The 13,831-nt window shown below is 39.2% G+C and carries 13 protein-coding genes; 9 read left to right on the forward strand and 4 right to left on the reverse strand.

The window, feature by feature from the left end; all coding sequences use genetic code 11:
- The first annotated feature begins 93 nt into the window (after positions 1-93).
- Together tsaD and ACYVFA_RS20215 are read left to right on the forward strand one after the other, a co-directional pair.
- Positions 94-1,092: a tRNA (adenosine(37)-N6)-threonylcarbamoyltransferase complex transferase subunit TsaD gene (gene tsaD / locus ACYVFA_RS20210; protein ID WP_460473668.1), complete on the forward strand. Its 999-nt coding sequence runs from the start codon at positions 94-96 to the stop codon at positions 1,090-1,092.
- Between the two features lie 159 nt (positions 1,093-1,251).
- Entirely contained in the window at positions 1,252-1,872 is a 621-nt protein-coding gene (locus ACYVFA_RS20215; protein WP_460473669.1) for a hypothetical protein, read from the forward strand.
- Between the two features lie 96 nt (positions 1,873-1,968).
- On the opposite strand, the gene ACYVFA_RS20220 is transcribed toward ACYVFA_RS20215, so the two are convergent.
- Both ACYVFA_RS20220 and ACYVFA_RS20225 read right to left on the reverse strand, forming a co-directional pair.
- Positions 1,969-3,330: a vanadium-dependent haloperoxidase gene (locus ACYVFA_RS20220; RefSeq protein ID WP_460473836.1), complete on the reverse strand. Its 1,362-nt coding sequence runs from the start codon at positions 3,328-3,330 to the stop codon at positions 1,969-1,971.
- A 195-nt stretch (positions 3,331-3,525) separates the two neighbouring features.
- Positions 3,526-3,876, reverse strand: coding sequence for an immunity protein Imm33 domain-containing protein (locus ACYVFA_RS20225; RefSeq protein WP_460473670.1), 351 nt, complete (start codon positions 3,874-3,876; stop codon positions 3,526-3,528).
- Between the two features lie 175 nt (positions 3,877-4,051).
- Between ACYVFA_RS20225 and ACYVFA_RS20230 the strand changes: the two genes are divergently transcribed.
- The 6 genes from ACYVFA_RS20230 to ACYVFA_RS20255 all read left to right on the forward strand — a co-directional run bounded on the left by ACYVFA_RS20230 (position 4,052) and on the right by ACYVFA_RS20255 (position 10,963).
- Complete coding sequence (locus ACYVFA_RS20230; RefSeq protein WP_460473671.1) at positions 4,052-5,422, forward strand: hypothetical protein; 1,371 nt, start codon at positions 4,052-4,054, stop codon at positions 5,420-5,422.
- Between the two features lie 166 nt (positions 5,423-5,588).
- Positions 5,589-6,860, forward strand: a complete 1,272-nt coding sequence (locus ACYVFA_RS20235) for an HD domain-containing protein (protein ID WP_460473672.1) — start codon at positions 5,589-5,591, stop codon at positions 6,858-6,860.
- A 132-nt stretch (positions 6,861-6,992) separates the two neighbouring features.
- On the forward strand, positions 6,993-8,051 hold the full coding sequence (gene lpxD, locus ACYVFA_RS20240; protein ID WP_460473673.1) for a UDP-3-O-(3-hydroxymyristoyl)glucosamine N-acyltransferase: 1,059 nt from the start codon (positions 6,993-6,995) through the stop codon (positions 8,049-8,051).
- A 33-nt stretch (positions 8,052-8,084) separates the two neighbouring features.
- Positions 8,085-9,476, forward strand: a complete 1,392-nt coding sequence (locus ACYVFA_RS20245; protein ID WP_460473674.1) for a bifunctional UDP-3-O-[3-hydroxymyristoyl] N-acetylglucosamine deacetylase/3-hydroxyacyl-ACP dehydratase — start codon at positions 8,085-8,087, stop codon at positions 9,474-9,476.
- A gap of 76 nt (positions 9,477-9,552) precedes the next feature.
- Positions 9,553-10,353 (forward strand): acyl-ACP--UDP-N-acetylglucosamine O-acyltransferase, encoded by an 801-nt coding sequence (lpxA, locus tag ACYVFA_RS20250; protein WP_460473675.1) that lies wholly within the window; start codon positions 9,553-9,555, stop codon positions 10,351-10,353.
- Complete coding sequence (locus tag ACYVFA_RS20255) at positions 10,343-10,963, forward strand: ABC transporter ATP-binding protein (RefSeq protein ID WP_460473676.1); 621 nt, start codon at positions 10,343-10,345, stop codon at positions 10,961-10,963. The genes lpxA and ACYVFA_RS20255 overlap by 11 nt, the downstream gene beginning before the upstream one ends.
- Before the next feature lie 41 nt (positions 10,964-11,004).
- Here ACYVFA_RS20255 and queG read toward each other — a convergent pair whose 3' ends face one another.
- Positions 11,005-11,940 carry an epoxyqueuosine reductase gene (queG, locus tag ACYVFA_RS20260; protein ID WP_460473677.1) on the reverse strand — a complete coding sequence of 312 codons (936 nt, stop codon included), beginning with the start codon at positions 11,938-11,940 and terminating at the stop codon, positions 11,005-11,007.
- Positions 11,941-12,049: 109 nt separating this feature from the next.
- Between queG and ACYVFA_RS20265 the strand changes: the two genes are divergently transcribed.
- A complete protein-coding gene (locus tag ACYVFA_RS20265; protein WP_460473678.1) occupies positions 12,050-12,673 on the forward strand; it encodes a hypothetical protein in 624 nt (207 codons plus the stop codon).
- Here the strand turns inward: ACYVFA_RS20265 and lpxK are convergent.
- A complete protein-coding gene (gene lpxK, locus ACYVFA_RS20270) occupies positions 12,654-13,703 on the reverse strand; it encodes a tetraacyldisaccharide 4'-kinase (RefSeq protein WP_460473679.1) in 1,050 nt (349 codons plus the stop codon). The two genes, ACYVFA_RS20265 and lpxK, sit on opposite strands and share 20 nt — an antisense overlap.
- Positions 13,704-13,831 lie beyond the last annotated feature (128 nt).

Below are 13,831 nucleotides of genomic sequence, written 5' to 3' on the forward strand. Positions count from 1 at the left end.
GAGTCCGCATATGTAAATAAAAAACCTTTGTTGTCTTAGACAGCGAATTCATTCGCTGGTACTTTTGAAAACACAAAATTATACTCTTTAGTTTTGAATATATTAGCTATCGAATCTTCGTGTGACGAAACGTCAGCGGCTGTTATTTCTAACGGTAAAATCTACTCCAACATTGTAGCAGGACAACTAATTCATGAGCGTTTTGGTGGAGTTGTGCCCGAACTGGCATCTCGTGCCCACCAGCAACATATCTTGCCCGTGGTTGAAAATGCCTTAGAAAAGGCAAAGATAGCAAAAAATCAGCTGGATGCCATAGCTTTTACACGTGGACCGGGTCTTTTAGGCTCTCTGCTGGTAGGTACTTCTTTTGCCAAAGCCATGGCTTTAGGGCTCAATATTCCATTGATTGAGGTCAATCATATTCAGGCACACGTGCTGGCACATTTTATTGATGAGCCTGCGCCTGCTTTCCCGTTTTTATGTCTGACTGTAAGCGGCGGACATACGCAAATTGTATTGGTAAGAGACCATCTGACGATGGAAGTAATCGGCGAAACGCAGGATGATGCCGTTGGTGAAGCTTTTGATAAAACGGCCAAATTGCTCGGTCTACCCTACCCTGGTGGCCCTTTAGTAGATAAATATGCCCAGCAGGGGAATCCCGAGGCTTATGAATTTCCGTTGTCTGAGATGCCTAAATACAATTTTTCGTTTAGTGGTATCAAGACGTCAATTTTGTACTTTTTAAAGGCAAATCAGGCAAAGAACCCGAATTTTATTGAAGAAAACATAGCTGACATCTGTGCCAGTGTACAACATACGCTGATAAAAATGTTGCTGCAAAAACTGCGCCGTGCTGCCCGTGAACTGAACATTAAAGAGGTGGCTATTGCCGGAGGGGTTTCGGCCAATTTGGGTTTGAGAAAGGCTTTGCAGGAATTGGGAGAAAAAGAAAAATGGAATGTCTATATCCCTCAATTTCAGTACTGCACCGATAATGCCGGAATGATTGCGATGGCAGCCCATTTTAAATACCTGAAAGGAGAATTTACCTCACAGGAGGTGAGTCCGTTGCCTAGGATGGAGTGGTAGGAAAATAATTTCTCTTCCGCTTTCTATACATTCGCAAAATGTATGGCATTCATTTTGTCAATATTAATTAAGCGTACCGTACTTTTAGAATATGATTCTTAAAGATGCGGTATGTTGATTTATATTTTACCAATCAAAACCTTACACTAGCTGCATTTTATGAAGACACTGCTCTCTTTAATCATTACAGTTTTATATTTTTCAAATCAACTTTCTGCACAGACTGATAAAGACCTGATGTCGGACGCGAAACATGCCATTGAAAAGACTAAAGATTTCAATCAGGCACTTGAGGCCTTAAAAAAGATTTCTCCAGCCGGAAAACAAGATCCTGATTATTTCTATAAATCGGCTCAGGCTTATGAAGGCCAGAATCATTATTTAGCTGCTGCTTTTTATTATGAAACCTATGCTAAAAAAACTTCTTTATCAACTGAAATTATGGACAGGATTAAAGAATTACGCTTAGCTGTCAAAAAAGAGCGCGAAGAAAAAGCGACCGAAGAAAATACAAGCACGGAAGAAATTGAAAAAATAGTCACTTTTGAAAAAGCAGAAGAATACAGCTATTTCCAGAGTATAGCAGACATGTCAGCGACTCCAGGAAAAAAAAGAAGACTATACTCTGCATTTGCCAAAACTTCTCAATATTATTCTGAAGAAGCTACCAGTAAATCAAGAACCTATCTAGGTTCGAGTTCTGGTTCAATGAATTCAGCTGTAAGAAATTCAATCATAACAAGCCTAATATTAACAACTATATTATTAATTTTAAGGTAGAATCCCATTTTTGGTTCGAGGGAATGCGTTCTGATGATATTATATAAAAATGCCCCGCTGATTGGCGAGGCATTTTCGTTTTATCTATTCACTATATCATTTATTCACCGCTACAGCGCTCTTCTTCCGCGTCTGGGCTACTCTTATAACTTCCTGTCCGATTTTCACACCGCATTTATTGCCTTCATTACAACCAGACCAATAGTGGATCCCACCATACATACGACTCACACTGGCATTTAAAGCTGCTTCTCTGAATGAGCTGAATGATTTTACACCATGCCCGTGTTTGTATTCGGTTGAATCGGTAAAGCTAACATTATCTCCATGTATATAACTCAATACTTCGGCGGCTGCGGCAGAGATAGTGCTGTGCCCACTGGTATATTCAGGAAAAGGAGGAGTTTGCAGGAATGGCTGCCATTTAGGATCCAATTCAGCGTTAATTACTGTTTCAGGACGAACTTTAACACTACGGTACTTTTCTCTCCAGCAACTGATAAATCCATCAAGCAAGGCAATTGAATTTAAGACATATCCTTCTACACTTTTCTGAAAAGATGCTTTCGTTTTACGACAAACCGTCATATGAATAGCCTCCCAGTGGCCATTAGGAGTCATTTTTTTATTGGCAAACATTACGTGCCCCATTACATTCATCACAAAAGGGTTATCATCCCAAAACCAAGCCGTGTTCTTTTGGTCTTCTGTCAGATTTTTACCTAATTCATATACTTCCATGGTTTCTTTCCAGAAAGCACTCTTTTTATCATGGCTATATGGCGGCGGTGGTGGCGGAGGAAACTGCCCTGCTGAATCCAATGCAAAAGCGCGAATTTTGTTCCATTCAGGCTCACAGGCATCGGCATACGCCGGAGGCGTTGGCACCCATGTACCCGGCAGATTAGTTACCGTGAAGCGGATACCGCGTGTTTGTTTATATTTGTCTTTACCCGAATAACGCATGATATGGGCAGCTACGCTATCGCCATAGGCCATTGAGCGCTCCATTACGTCTTCTGGTACGCCCATTTCTTCATATTTTTTGAAGAAAGTTTTCTCGTAATCATCAAAGAAATTGCCCGAGAAAGTGAGGTTACGAGCTACTTTCAGAAATGCCCTTGTACTCGCTAATGGGAAACAATATTCTTTACCTTTTTCAGGCTCAGGCCCTTTAGTAAATCCTTTGAGTTTTCCGCCTAGAGATTCGTATTCAGGAAATCCCGGCACCATTGCTTCATAACCTGCCAATGTAGAATAGGCATAGATACGGCTGGCAACCGGCGGCTTGAAAATATCGTGAATGATAACCTCGGTCAACAATTCAACTGATTGGTGATAAAGCTCAGGGTCGGCGGCTTTAGCGTTGTAAATTTTGGCATCACTTTTAGGCTTACAGGCATTAAATGACAAGCCAATAACAGCAACACTCAAAAAGAGGAGCGATTTTTTCAACATGGGTAGTGTATCAATCAAACTAAAAAAAACACAATTAATAAACGCAAATTTACAAAATTTACTGAATTGAAAAGATGATTTTTGTCATTTTAATATGAGGTTAATCTTATTGGCTTATCTTATAAATAAGATTTCGCTGTATAGCCAAAATGTTTCATCCTAAACAATGTATGTAAATCCATTTACTGAAATTCATCATTTTAACAATTCCTCATCGAACCAAATATCTTCATAACCATCAGCTATTAAAAAACGCCATCCAGGTGGTAAACCTAAATACCTATGTATATCTGGTATCCAGCTTTCTAAATGTTGGAGATGCAATGGCTTAAAGAAATCCTTGTCTTTTGATAGCTCTTCCCCAGCCCAAATGTACCAACCTGAGGAATCACCTTCTGGAGAAAGCCTTAATCCATTAATTGGTAATACTCCACTTTTAATATTTTCGGCAATTCCAATTTTTAAATCTAACGGAGACTCAAAAAAATCAGCCTGCCACTTTTGACAAATTTCTTTTTGAGTTTGTAGAATTCTACTGTAATCCATTTATTTTTTGTTTTTAGATTAAACATAAAGCCTTTTTATATGGATCTTAGCAATATACACTTCCTTTACGATTTAAAAAATCGTAATACACTATTCAATCTCCGATTTTTTTCTTAAAATGCTGCTTTATTTGCGCCAATTACAACTCATGCTTATTTCCAAACTTACATATCTTTTGTTAAAAAACAGAAAATCAGTAATTACATTTTTTATTCTTTCTCTTTCTTTTCAATCATTTGCGCAAGCCCCTACTCCACAACAGATTTTTAAAGAATCAATCAATTTTCTGATTAAAACCCAGTGCGATTCTACCATTACAGGCAAACAATATGCTGGCGAATGGCCTGTGTATATGAATCTGATTGAGCCTTATCTGTTCATTGGCAAAAAACAGAAAGCCCGTGATTCCAATTGTTTTAATATATCAGCCGTACATAATTTTCTCTCAGAAATTTACCTGCATGATACTACTTTGCATGAGCTGAAACCTGTGCTGGCTAAAGCCTATCAAGAGATTCAAAGCTACGAAGTAGACCATCGTTATAATTTCTGGAAATTGCTGCCTCCACCCCGAAACCACCGGATGTTCGGCAAAGACCCACATCTATTGGTAAGGCGCCCGACCAATTATCCGCTTGGTTCAAGATTTATCAATAAAACAGCCAATGTACCGGAAGATGCCGATGATACGGCGCTGGGCAATACGGCTACTTATTATCATAACCGGATTTTTAAGGATACACTCAAAGCGCTTTCTTATGTAGGTTTTGATGAATATATTGATAAAAAACGTAGAAATCGAAACTGGTATAATTTTATGCTGCCTTCTCCACATCATTCAGGGGCATATCTTACCTGGCATCATCAGGAATATGAATATAATCATTGGAACCCTATTACCACTTATTTTTCATTATTATTAATATTCACTCCCAATAGTTCGGCTTTCCCAGTTGCTTATGAACCCTGGATTCCTTTTGGGGCTAATGATGTAGATGTGGTGGTTAATAGTAATGTTTTAAATTACTTATCACTTACCAGACAAATTAATAAAAGTATGGGTAAAAGTGGTGCGGTAAAAGTGATTGAACATAGTGTACGGAAAAATCTTTGGAGCACTGGCGCAGTCTATTATCCGAACAGCTACCATTTAGATTATGCCGCAGCTAAGGCTTATCGGAATGGTGTAAAAGAATTAGATGAGGTGGCTAAAGGTATATTGAAACACCTGATTGAAACCCAGCAGGCCGATGGGAGTTTTGAAAGCAAGCCCTGGGTGAATAAAAAAGATATTGTTCAGTCGACAGCCTATGCCCTGCATGCTATGCTCGATTTGCGTGACAAAGGTGAAGCTATACCCGAAGAAAATATCAGAAAAGCTATTGATTTTTTAGTGACAAAAGCACACCGCAAAGATAACCAATGTTATTGGGATGGCGGGGTCTATTTCTCGGGTGGTACCTTGCTTCGTAATATCTTAATCTGGCAATCTGATGCTTATACTACGGCGCTGATAGCCAAGTGTTTTCAGCGATATTATCTCTGAAACTTCTTTACACCTGTGAAGTTTCCTCTTATTAAAAGGGGGTTTGCTCAACTATTTCAGAAATTTCATCCGTATTTTCAGCCTTTTCACAACCAATTACGTCTTGTTTATGTTGTTTGTGCAGAAGTGATTAATTTTTTATTAATAAATTTCCGAAAAATCAAGTATGACGTTTGCCAATAACGTTACAGGTAGCGCTCCGATGACGACCAATAAACGCAAGATATTCAATGATCCGGTTTATGGATTCGTAACAATACACTCAGATTTAATTTATGATCTCATTGAGCATCCATTTTTCCAGCGTTTACGTCGTATAAAGCAAATGGGGCTAGCAGAGATGGTTTACCCCGGTGCATTGCATACGCGTTTCCATCATGCAATGGGTGCCATGCATCTGATGCAAGAGGCATTAACTGTTCTGCAAGCGAAAGGGCAGCTCATTTCAGAACATGAAATGGAATCCGCTCAGGTAGCTATTCTGCTACATGATATTGGCCACGGGCCGTTTTCTCATGTGCTGGAATACACTATTTTGGATGAAGTGCACCATGAGCATATTTCGTCTTTATTGATGGAGCGGCTTAACCACGAGTTCGACGGAAAACTTTCGCTGGCCATTGAAATGTTTAATGGCACTTACGAAAGGGATTTTTTCCATCAGTTGATTTCCAGCCAGCTAGATATGGACAGGATGGATTATCTAAACCGGGACTGTTTTTTTACGGGTGTAGCTGAGGGGGCAATTGGTGTAGACAGAATTATCAAAATGCTCAATGTGGTGGGAAATCAGTTAGTAGTAGAAGAAAAAGGTTTGTTGAGCGTAGAAAACTTTCTGAATGCGCGCCGCCTGATGTACTGGCAGGTATATTATCATAAGACCGCTATCTGTGCCGAGGCAATGCTGATGCAGATTATCAGACGTGCCAGAGAAATAATTAATGCAGGAGAAGAATTGTTTGCTAATCCGGCATTTATGATTTTCCTGAAAGAAAATGTTAGTTTAAAAGCTTTCCAAAGCAATGAGAAGTATTTACAAGCGTTTACACTATTAGACGACTACGATATCTGGGCTTGTATCAAAAACTGGCAGTTTCATTCGGATAAAGTCTTATCAACCATTTGTAAAGATTTGCTGAACAGAAACCTGTTCAAAATCAAAATTTCTAATACGCCCATTGAAAAAGCACTCATTAGTTCATTAAAACAAGCACTCATTGACAAAGGTATTCCAGAAAATCAACTAGACTACTTTATTGCCGAAGATAGCGTGAGCAACAAAGGCTACGTACGCGGCGATGAAACCATTTACATTTGCACCAAAAATAAAGAAGTAGTAGACATTGCCGATGCATCAGATTTGCCTACTATCAAGGCATTGAGCAACATCGTGAAAAAATACTATGTATGTTGGGGCAAAAATGTATATTTGCAATGATTTTGCTATGTTGTGAATTATTTTTGTACTATTTCAAGAATATTTTCGACAAAAATTATTTTGTCGTCTAAGAATATACCTAAAATGTAATAGTATCGATATAAGCAAAATTTAAACACGCTGAAGTACCTTATGCAATTTACGATAAAGCAAATAGCTCACTTACTCAACGGGGAAGTTCGGGGTGATGATTCCTTGACTGTCAACAAGTTAGCCAAGATTGAACAAGGAAATACAGGCGATATTTCATTTCTCGCCAATCAGAAATACGAGTCATTTATCTACACTACTAAGGCTTCAGCTGTTATTGTCGGCAAAGATTTTGTCCCTAAAAAGGACATTACTGCCTCATTAATTCTGGTTGAAGACCCTTATCTTTCGTTTACAAGACTACTTGAAGAGTATCAGAAGATTTTGAATTTTTCTAAGACAGGAGTCGAACAACCAGTGTTTGTTGGCCAGGGTTCTGAAATTGGTGAAGGGGCTTATCAGGGAGCATTCTCCTACGTTGGAAAAAATACCAGAATTGGGAAAAATGTAAAAATTTACCCGCAGGTTCATATTGGTGATAATGTAGTAATCGGTGATAATACATTGATTTATGCCGGTGTAAAAATTTATAGCAATACAGTAATCGGTAATAATTGTGTATTTCATGCAGGGGCAGTGATAGGTAGCGATGGATTTGGTTTTGCTCCGCAGGAAGATGGTACATACAAAACTATTCCGCAATTGGGTAATGTCCTGATTGAGGATAATGTGAGTATCGGTGCCAATACAACTATCGATTGTGCAACGATGGGCTCAACAATTATCCGTCAGGGTGTAAAAATCGATAACCTTGTACAGATTGCCCACAATGTCGAAATCGGAAAAAATACCGTTATTGCAGCCCAGACCGGAATTGCGGGTTCAAGCACTATTGGCGAAAATTGTGTGTTGGCCGGGCAAGTAGGTATGGTTGGCCATGTGTCTATTGCAAATGGCACAAAAGTTGGTGCAAAAGCCGGTATTAGAAAAACCATAAAAAAAGAAAATACTTCGATAACAGGTACATTTGCCTTCGAGATAAACGACTATCTGCGGTCACTGACGGTCTTCAAAAAACTTCCGCAATTAGACAAACAAGTGCGCGACCTAGAGAAACGCCTTGAAGAACTGATTAATGAGGGAGTATTCGCTGAAGTATAATCCATCTAAGACTGCAAAATATAAAACTTGCCAATGAACGTTAAACAACAAACCATTAAAAGTAAAGTATCAATCACAGGCGTAGGATTGCATACAGGCGAAAATGTAACGCTCACTATACAACCTGCTCCGATTAACCATGGTTATAAGTTTCAAAGAATCGACTTGGATAACAAGCCTATTATTGAGGCCGATGTAGATTATGTAGTAGATACCTCAAGAGGCACAGTGCTGGAGAAAGAAGGAGCAAGGGTACATACAACTGAGCATATTCTGGCTGCCCTGGTTGGTTTACAGATTGACAACGTTTTGATTCAGATTGATGGCCCTGAGATACCGATTCTGGACGGAAGCGCCATTAAGTTTGTTGAATTGATAGAAGAAGCAGGTGTTGAAGAGCAGCATTCATTGCGTAATTATTATGAGGTAACAGAAGCCATACATTACCGAAACGACGAACGTAGTATTGAGCTAGCAGCACTACCGCTGAACGACTACCGTGTAACTGCAATGGTAGATTATAACTCAGCTATCCTGCATAGCCAACATGCTCAATTGCATGCTATTGAGTTGTTTAAAGAGGAAATCGCTCCTTGCCGTACGTTTGTGTTTTTACACGAACTGGAAGCGCTTTTCAAGGCCGGATTGATTAAAGGTGGAGATATTGGCAATGCGGTTGTGATTGTAGATAAAGAGGTTTCGGAAGAAGAGGTTGAAGAATTATCAAAATTACTGAATAAACCGAAAATCAACGTTGGTAAAACAGGTATTCTGAACGATGAGCCTTTGCGTTTCCCTAACGAACCTGCCCGCCATAAACTGTTAGATGTAATGGGAGACCTTGCCTTGGTAGGTCGTCCGTTAAAAGCACATATTCTGGCAGCTCGCCCAGGTCATAAACCGAATGTAGAACTGGCTAAGAAAATCAAGAAACAAATGCTTGATTCGGCCAAAGGTGCGCCGCAATATGACCCTAATACACCTCCAGTACTGAATGTCAATGATATTGCCAAATTGCTGCCTCACCGCTATCCGTTTGCTTTATTAGACAAGATTGTATACCTAGATGGGCAAACAGTTGTGGGTATTAAAAATATTACCATGAACGAGCCACAGTTTACAGGACACTTCCCTGATAATCCTGTAATGCCGGGTGTATTGCAAATTGAAGCAATTGCACAAAATGGCGGTGTGCTGGTTCTTACTTCTACGGGAAATCCTGAAGCTTACTGGCCTTATCTGGTAAGTATAGATAATTGTCGGTTCTATAGAAATGTATTACCTGGTGATACCTTGATTATCAGATGTTCATTATTGGCACCAATCAAACTGGGTGTAGCAAAAATGCACGGTGATGCGTGGGTTGGCAAAAACCTTGTGTGTGATGTAAACATGACCGCCCGATTAGTAAAAAAAGCCAAATAAGCACAACCTCAGGCTAAATCGATAGGCTTATTGACTTATGATTTAGCTTACCAAAAATAAGCAAAATCAAACAATTATGAATCAACCATTAGCATTCATACATCCGGACGCCAAAATCGCTCATAACGTTGTTGTTGAGCCCTTTGCTGTGATAAACAAAGACGTAGAAATTGGAGAAGGAACATGGATAGGCTCTCATGCAATTATCATGGAGGGCGCAAGAATTGGTAAAAACTGCCGTATATTTCCAGGAGCCGTGATTTCTGCGGTGCCTCAGGATTTGAAATTTAAAGGTGAAGATACAAAAACCATTATCGGTGATAATACCACTATCAGAGAATGTGTGACAGTCAATAGAGGAACGGTGGATAAATACCGCACCGAAATTGGCTCAAACTGCCTGATAATGGCCTATACACACATTGCTCACGACTGTATTGTGGGAGATAACGTGATTCTGGCCAACTGTGTACAATTGGCAGGACATATTACAGTAGGCGATTTCGCTAATATCGGTGGGATGTCGGCCGTTCAACAATTCGTAAAAATCGGCAAGCATACCTATATTGGCGGTTGTTCGCAAATCCGTAAAGATGTGCCTCCTTATATCAAAGCTGCGCGTGAGCCGCTTTCGTATGCGGGTATCAATTCAGTAGGCTTGAGACGCAGAGGACACACCGACGAAAAGATTGCCGAGATACAGGATATTTATCGCTATATCTACCTGAAAGGATTAAATAATAGTGATGCTATCACACAGGTAGAATTAGAGTTTCAGGCTTCACCGGAACGTGATGAGATTCTGAACTTTATTTCTAATTCTGAAAGAGGAATCATTAAAAGCCCTGCAAAAAAAGTTTCAGAAAGTGACTATTGATCTGGCTAATATAGGGAAGAAATACCGGAATGAATGGATTTTCCGTAACGCTAACCTGACTTTCTCGGCTAAAGAAAGCTATACTTTCGTAGGCCCGAATGGTAGCGGAAAATCCACTCTTCTACAAGTTATTGCTGGTGTCTTACCACAATCAGAAGGACAAATCACTTATACATCGGGTAATCAGGCAGTCAGTATTGATGATGTTTACAAGCAAATAGTGATAGCTGCGCCTTATCTTGAACTGATTGAAGAATTTACCTTGCTCGAAATGGTGGAGTTTCATCAGAAATTCAAGCCTTTCAAAAATCACATCTCTCCTACCCAACTGCTCGAAATCATGCAGTTGGCTCCGCATAAAAACAAGTCGGTCAAGAATTTTTCATCGGGCATGAAACAACGCCTGAAACTCGGCTTAGCCTTCTATTCTGACTGCCCGATTATCATGCTCGACGAACCTACCTCTAACCTTGATGCTCAGGCAGCTCAATGGTACCTGAATCAGGTAGAAGAACATACACAAGACCGTCTGCTCATCATCTGCTCCAACCAACCCAGCGAATATGCTTTTTGTAAGAATATTGTGGATGTGAGGGATTTTAAGAAGTAATTTTTTTAACGTGTAAAACCATTTTTCAAATCGTTTTACATTTATTCTCCCACAAACCCAATATTTCGTCTCAATCCTTCCAGTTTAGTACGTTTAACAGCCGAGCGGCGGAAAATTTCCTGAAAGAGTTCTTCTGTGATTTCTTCCCAGTCTTTTTTGGTAAATTCTGCCAGTTGAGGATTCAGATTGAATTCTGGCGTAGAATGCGGGCGGGCGAAGGAATTCCAGGGACAGACATCCTGACAGATGTCACAGCCAAAAATCCAGTTTTCAAATTTGCCTTTTACGTCGTCGGGAATCGCTTCTTTTAACTCAATGGTATAATAGCTGATACATTTACTACCATCTACTACATAAGGTTCTGTAATAGCATCGGTCGGGCAAGCGTCTATACAGCGGGTACAGGTGCCACAATAATCTTTAATGGCACCATCGGGCTGTAGTTCTAAATCGCAGATGATTTCACCGATAAAGAAAAAACTGCCTATTTCGCGATTAATCAAGTTGGTATGTTTTCCCATCCACCCTACTCCACTTTTTTTAGCCCATACCTTATCCATCACTGGAGCCGAATCCACAAATACTCTGCCATTCACCTCTCCTATTTCTTCCGAAATCATTTCCATTAAATCTTTCAGCTTATCTTTCATCACAAAATGATAATCTTTACCATAGGCATATTTAGAGAGTTTCAGGTCTTCCGATTCTTGTGGCAGTTGTTTTTCCGGATAATAATTGAGGATAAGCGTAATAACAGATTTAGCTCCTTCTACCAAGAGTCTGGGATCGAGGCGTTTATCGAAATAATTGGCCATATAGGCCATTTTGCCATGATAATTTTTATTGAGCCACGCTTCTAGCCGGGGAACTTCTTCTTCCAGAAATTCAGCTTTAGATATGCCACAAAAATCAAAACCCAATTCTTTGGCTTTGTTTTTGATTAAATTGGCATATGTGACTGAATAAGATTGAAGCATGGTGCAAATATACGGCTAATCATTCGTATAGATTAGGTTAAATATTTCTCTTTACTCTTTATATTGGTAAACATTATATTAAACAAATAAACAAACACGTATACTAATCATGAAAAAAAAGCTGTGTGTATCTCTCTTTCTCTTTATCTCTATCACTACTTTCGGACAGGTAATTCCTAAGGGTACGCGTTTTATTGGAGGCGATTTAAACTTTAACGTCTCTCAAGTCAAATCGAATGATGTGGTTTATGCCAACACTTTTATGTTGGGTCTTTCTCCTTCTATTACAAGTTTCACGAAAGATAATTCTGCTTTCACTGTTTCACTTGGATATTCTATTTCTACTGCAGGAGCTAAACCAATGTATAATCAACCATTGGAGAAGGCTTCATTGCATACAATGTCGGCAGGTTTTTATTTAAGCAATTACAAGATGTTTAACGAAAAATTCGGGGTGTCTATCCGATATGGAGGCGGTGTAGGCTATTTTTTTACAACTACTTCTTACGACGATAATGATGACGCCAAACTGAAAGGAACAACAGTTAGTGTGAGTGCAGGACCCGGTGTTATCTATATGCTCAATGAAAAATGGGCTCTTGAAGGCGTTACGTCTCTGGTAAACATCTCTGCTAATTTCTCCAAAATAGCAAACCAGTCTAACTTTTCAATGGGTACTGACATAAGCCTGAGTCCTGCTTTAGGTATCGGTTTCAGATATTTTTTAAAATAGTACTGGCAGCCTTTGATAAGATGAAATTGTCAAATTCTTCTTTATCTGAGATAATCACCTCGATAGGAATATAGAAAAATCTTTCAAGCTCTTGCTCATGTAGCAAGGGCTTTATTTTTACCATGTCTTTTTCAGTAGTGATGATTTGTTGTGAAGGGTTATTTTTATTAATTATCTCCTCAATCTCTTTTCTTGAAAAAGCAAAGTGATCTGGATACTCTTTTGATTGCTCTATTTTATATCTTTTACTTTTCAGGTATTGAAGAAATACTTCCGGCTTGGCAATGGCTGTTAAAACTATGGCCGGATTTTTAGCATTGAATGTTTCTGAACCTGTATAAGGCGCAATAGTTTTATAATGAATCTGAGAAAAGAAAACAGGTGTGCCTGCTAGAGCATATTGACTTATGCCCGCTTTCATTTCTTCTTTCGTTTGCTCAGAAATAATTTCCGGACATTTGCTGACAATCACGGCATGAGTCCGGTTAGCGCTCCGGCGAATATCTCTTAGCTTACCCACAGGCACCAGATAGTCTTTATAAAAAGGCGTATTATAATCGCAGAGAAGTATATTGAGATGCGGTGCGATTTTACGGTGCTGAAAAGCATCGTCCAGAATAATCAATTTATTATCCGGGGAATCAGATTGAATCCGGTTGACACCTGCTACCCTGTCTTCACAAACCACTACTTTGACTCTATCTTTAAATTTCAGGTAGTATTGCATTGGTTCATCGCCAATAGTTTGGGCTGTGGCATTATTATCGGCCAATACAAAGCCTTTTGTCTGGCGTTTATAGCCCCGGCTAAGAATACTAGTTTTATATTGATTAGCTAATAAATTAACCAGATACTCTACATGCGGGGTTTTGCCTGTTCCACCCAGGTTCAGATTACCTACATTGATTGTGAAAACATCTGGATGGGTGCTTTTCAGAATACCTTTATCATAGAGCCAGTTTCTTGTGTAAATTATACAAGAAAGCAGAAATGACAACGGGAATAAAACTATTTGTAGAATAAAAGACATAGAAAATCTCGGGTATGTATTCCGATTATGGCAGAAACATTAGATTTTTTACACTTTTTCACAAGAAAACCACACAAAATAGCTTGCTTTTGGCATAAAAAATAAAACTTTCTGTACTTTTGCAAACT

Source organism: Emticicia fontis, from assembly GCF_054779675.1.

Bases quoted from the DNA above. Each gene is read 5' to 3' on its own strand.
- ACYVFA_RS20215 (WP_460473669.1), top strand. From the start codon at position 1,252: ATGAAGACACTGCTCTCTTTAATCATTACAGTTTTATATTTTTCAAAT.
- ACYVFA_RS20220 (WP_460473836.1), bottom strand. From the start codon at position 3,330: ATGTTGAAAAAATCGCTCCTCTTTTTGAGTGTTGCTGTTATTGGCTTG.
- ACYVFA_RS20225 (WP_460473670.1), bottom strand. From the start codon at position 3,876: ATGGATTACAGTAGAATTCTACAAACTCAAAAAGAAATTTGTCAAAAG.
- ACYVFA_RS20235 (WP_460473672.1), top strand. From the start codon at position 5,589: ATGACGTTTGCCAATAACGTTACAGGTAGCGCTCCGATGACGACCAAT.
- lpxD (WP_460473673.1), top strand. From the start codon at position 6,993: ATGCAATTTACGATAAAGCAAATAGCTCACTTACTCAACGGGGAAGTT.
- ACYVFA_RS20245 (WP_460473674.1), top strand. From the start codon at position 8,085: ATGAACGTTAAACAACAAACCATTAAAAGTAAAGTATCAATCACAGGC.
- lpxA (WP_460473675.1), top strand. From the start codon at position 9,553: ATGAATCAACCATTAGCATTCATACATCCGGACGCCAAAATCGCTCAT.
- queG (WP_460473677.1), bottom strand. From the start codon at position 11,940: ATGCTTCAATCTTATTCAGTCACATATGCCAATTTAATCAAAAACAAA.
- ACYVFA_RS20265 (WP_460473678.1), top strand. From the start codon at position 12,050: ATGAAAAAAAAGCTGTGTGTATCTCTCTTTCTCTTTATCTCTATCACT.
- lpxK (WP_460473679.1), bottom strand. From the start codon at position 13,703: ATGTCTTTTATTCTACAAATAGTTTTATTCCCGTTGTCATTTCTGCTT.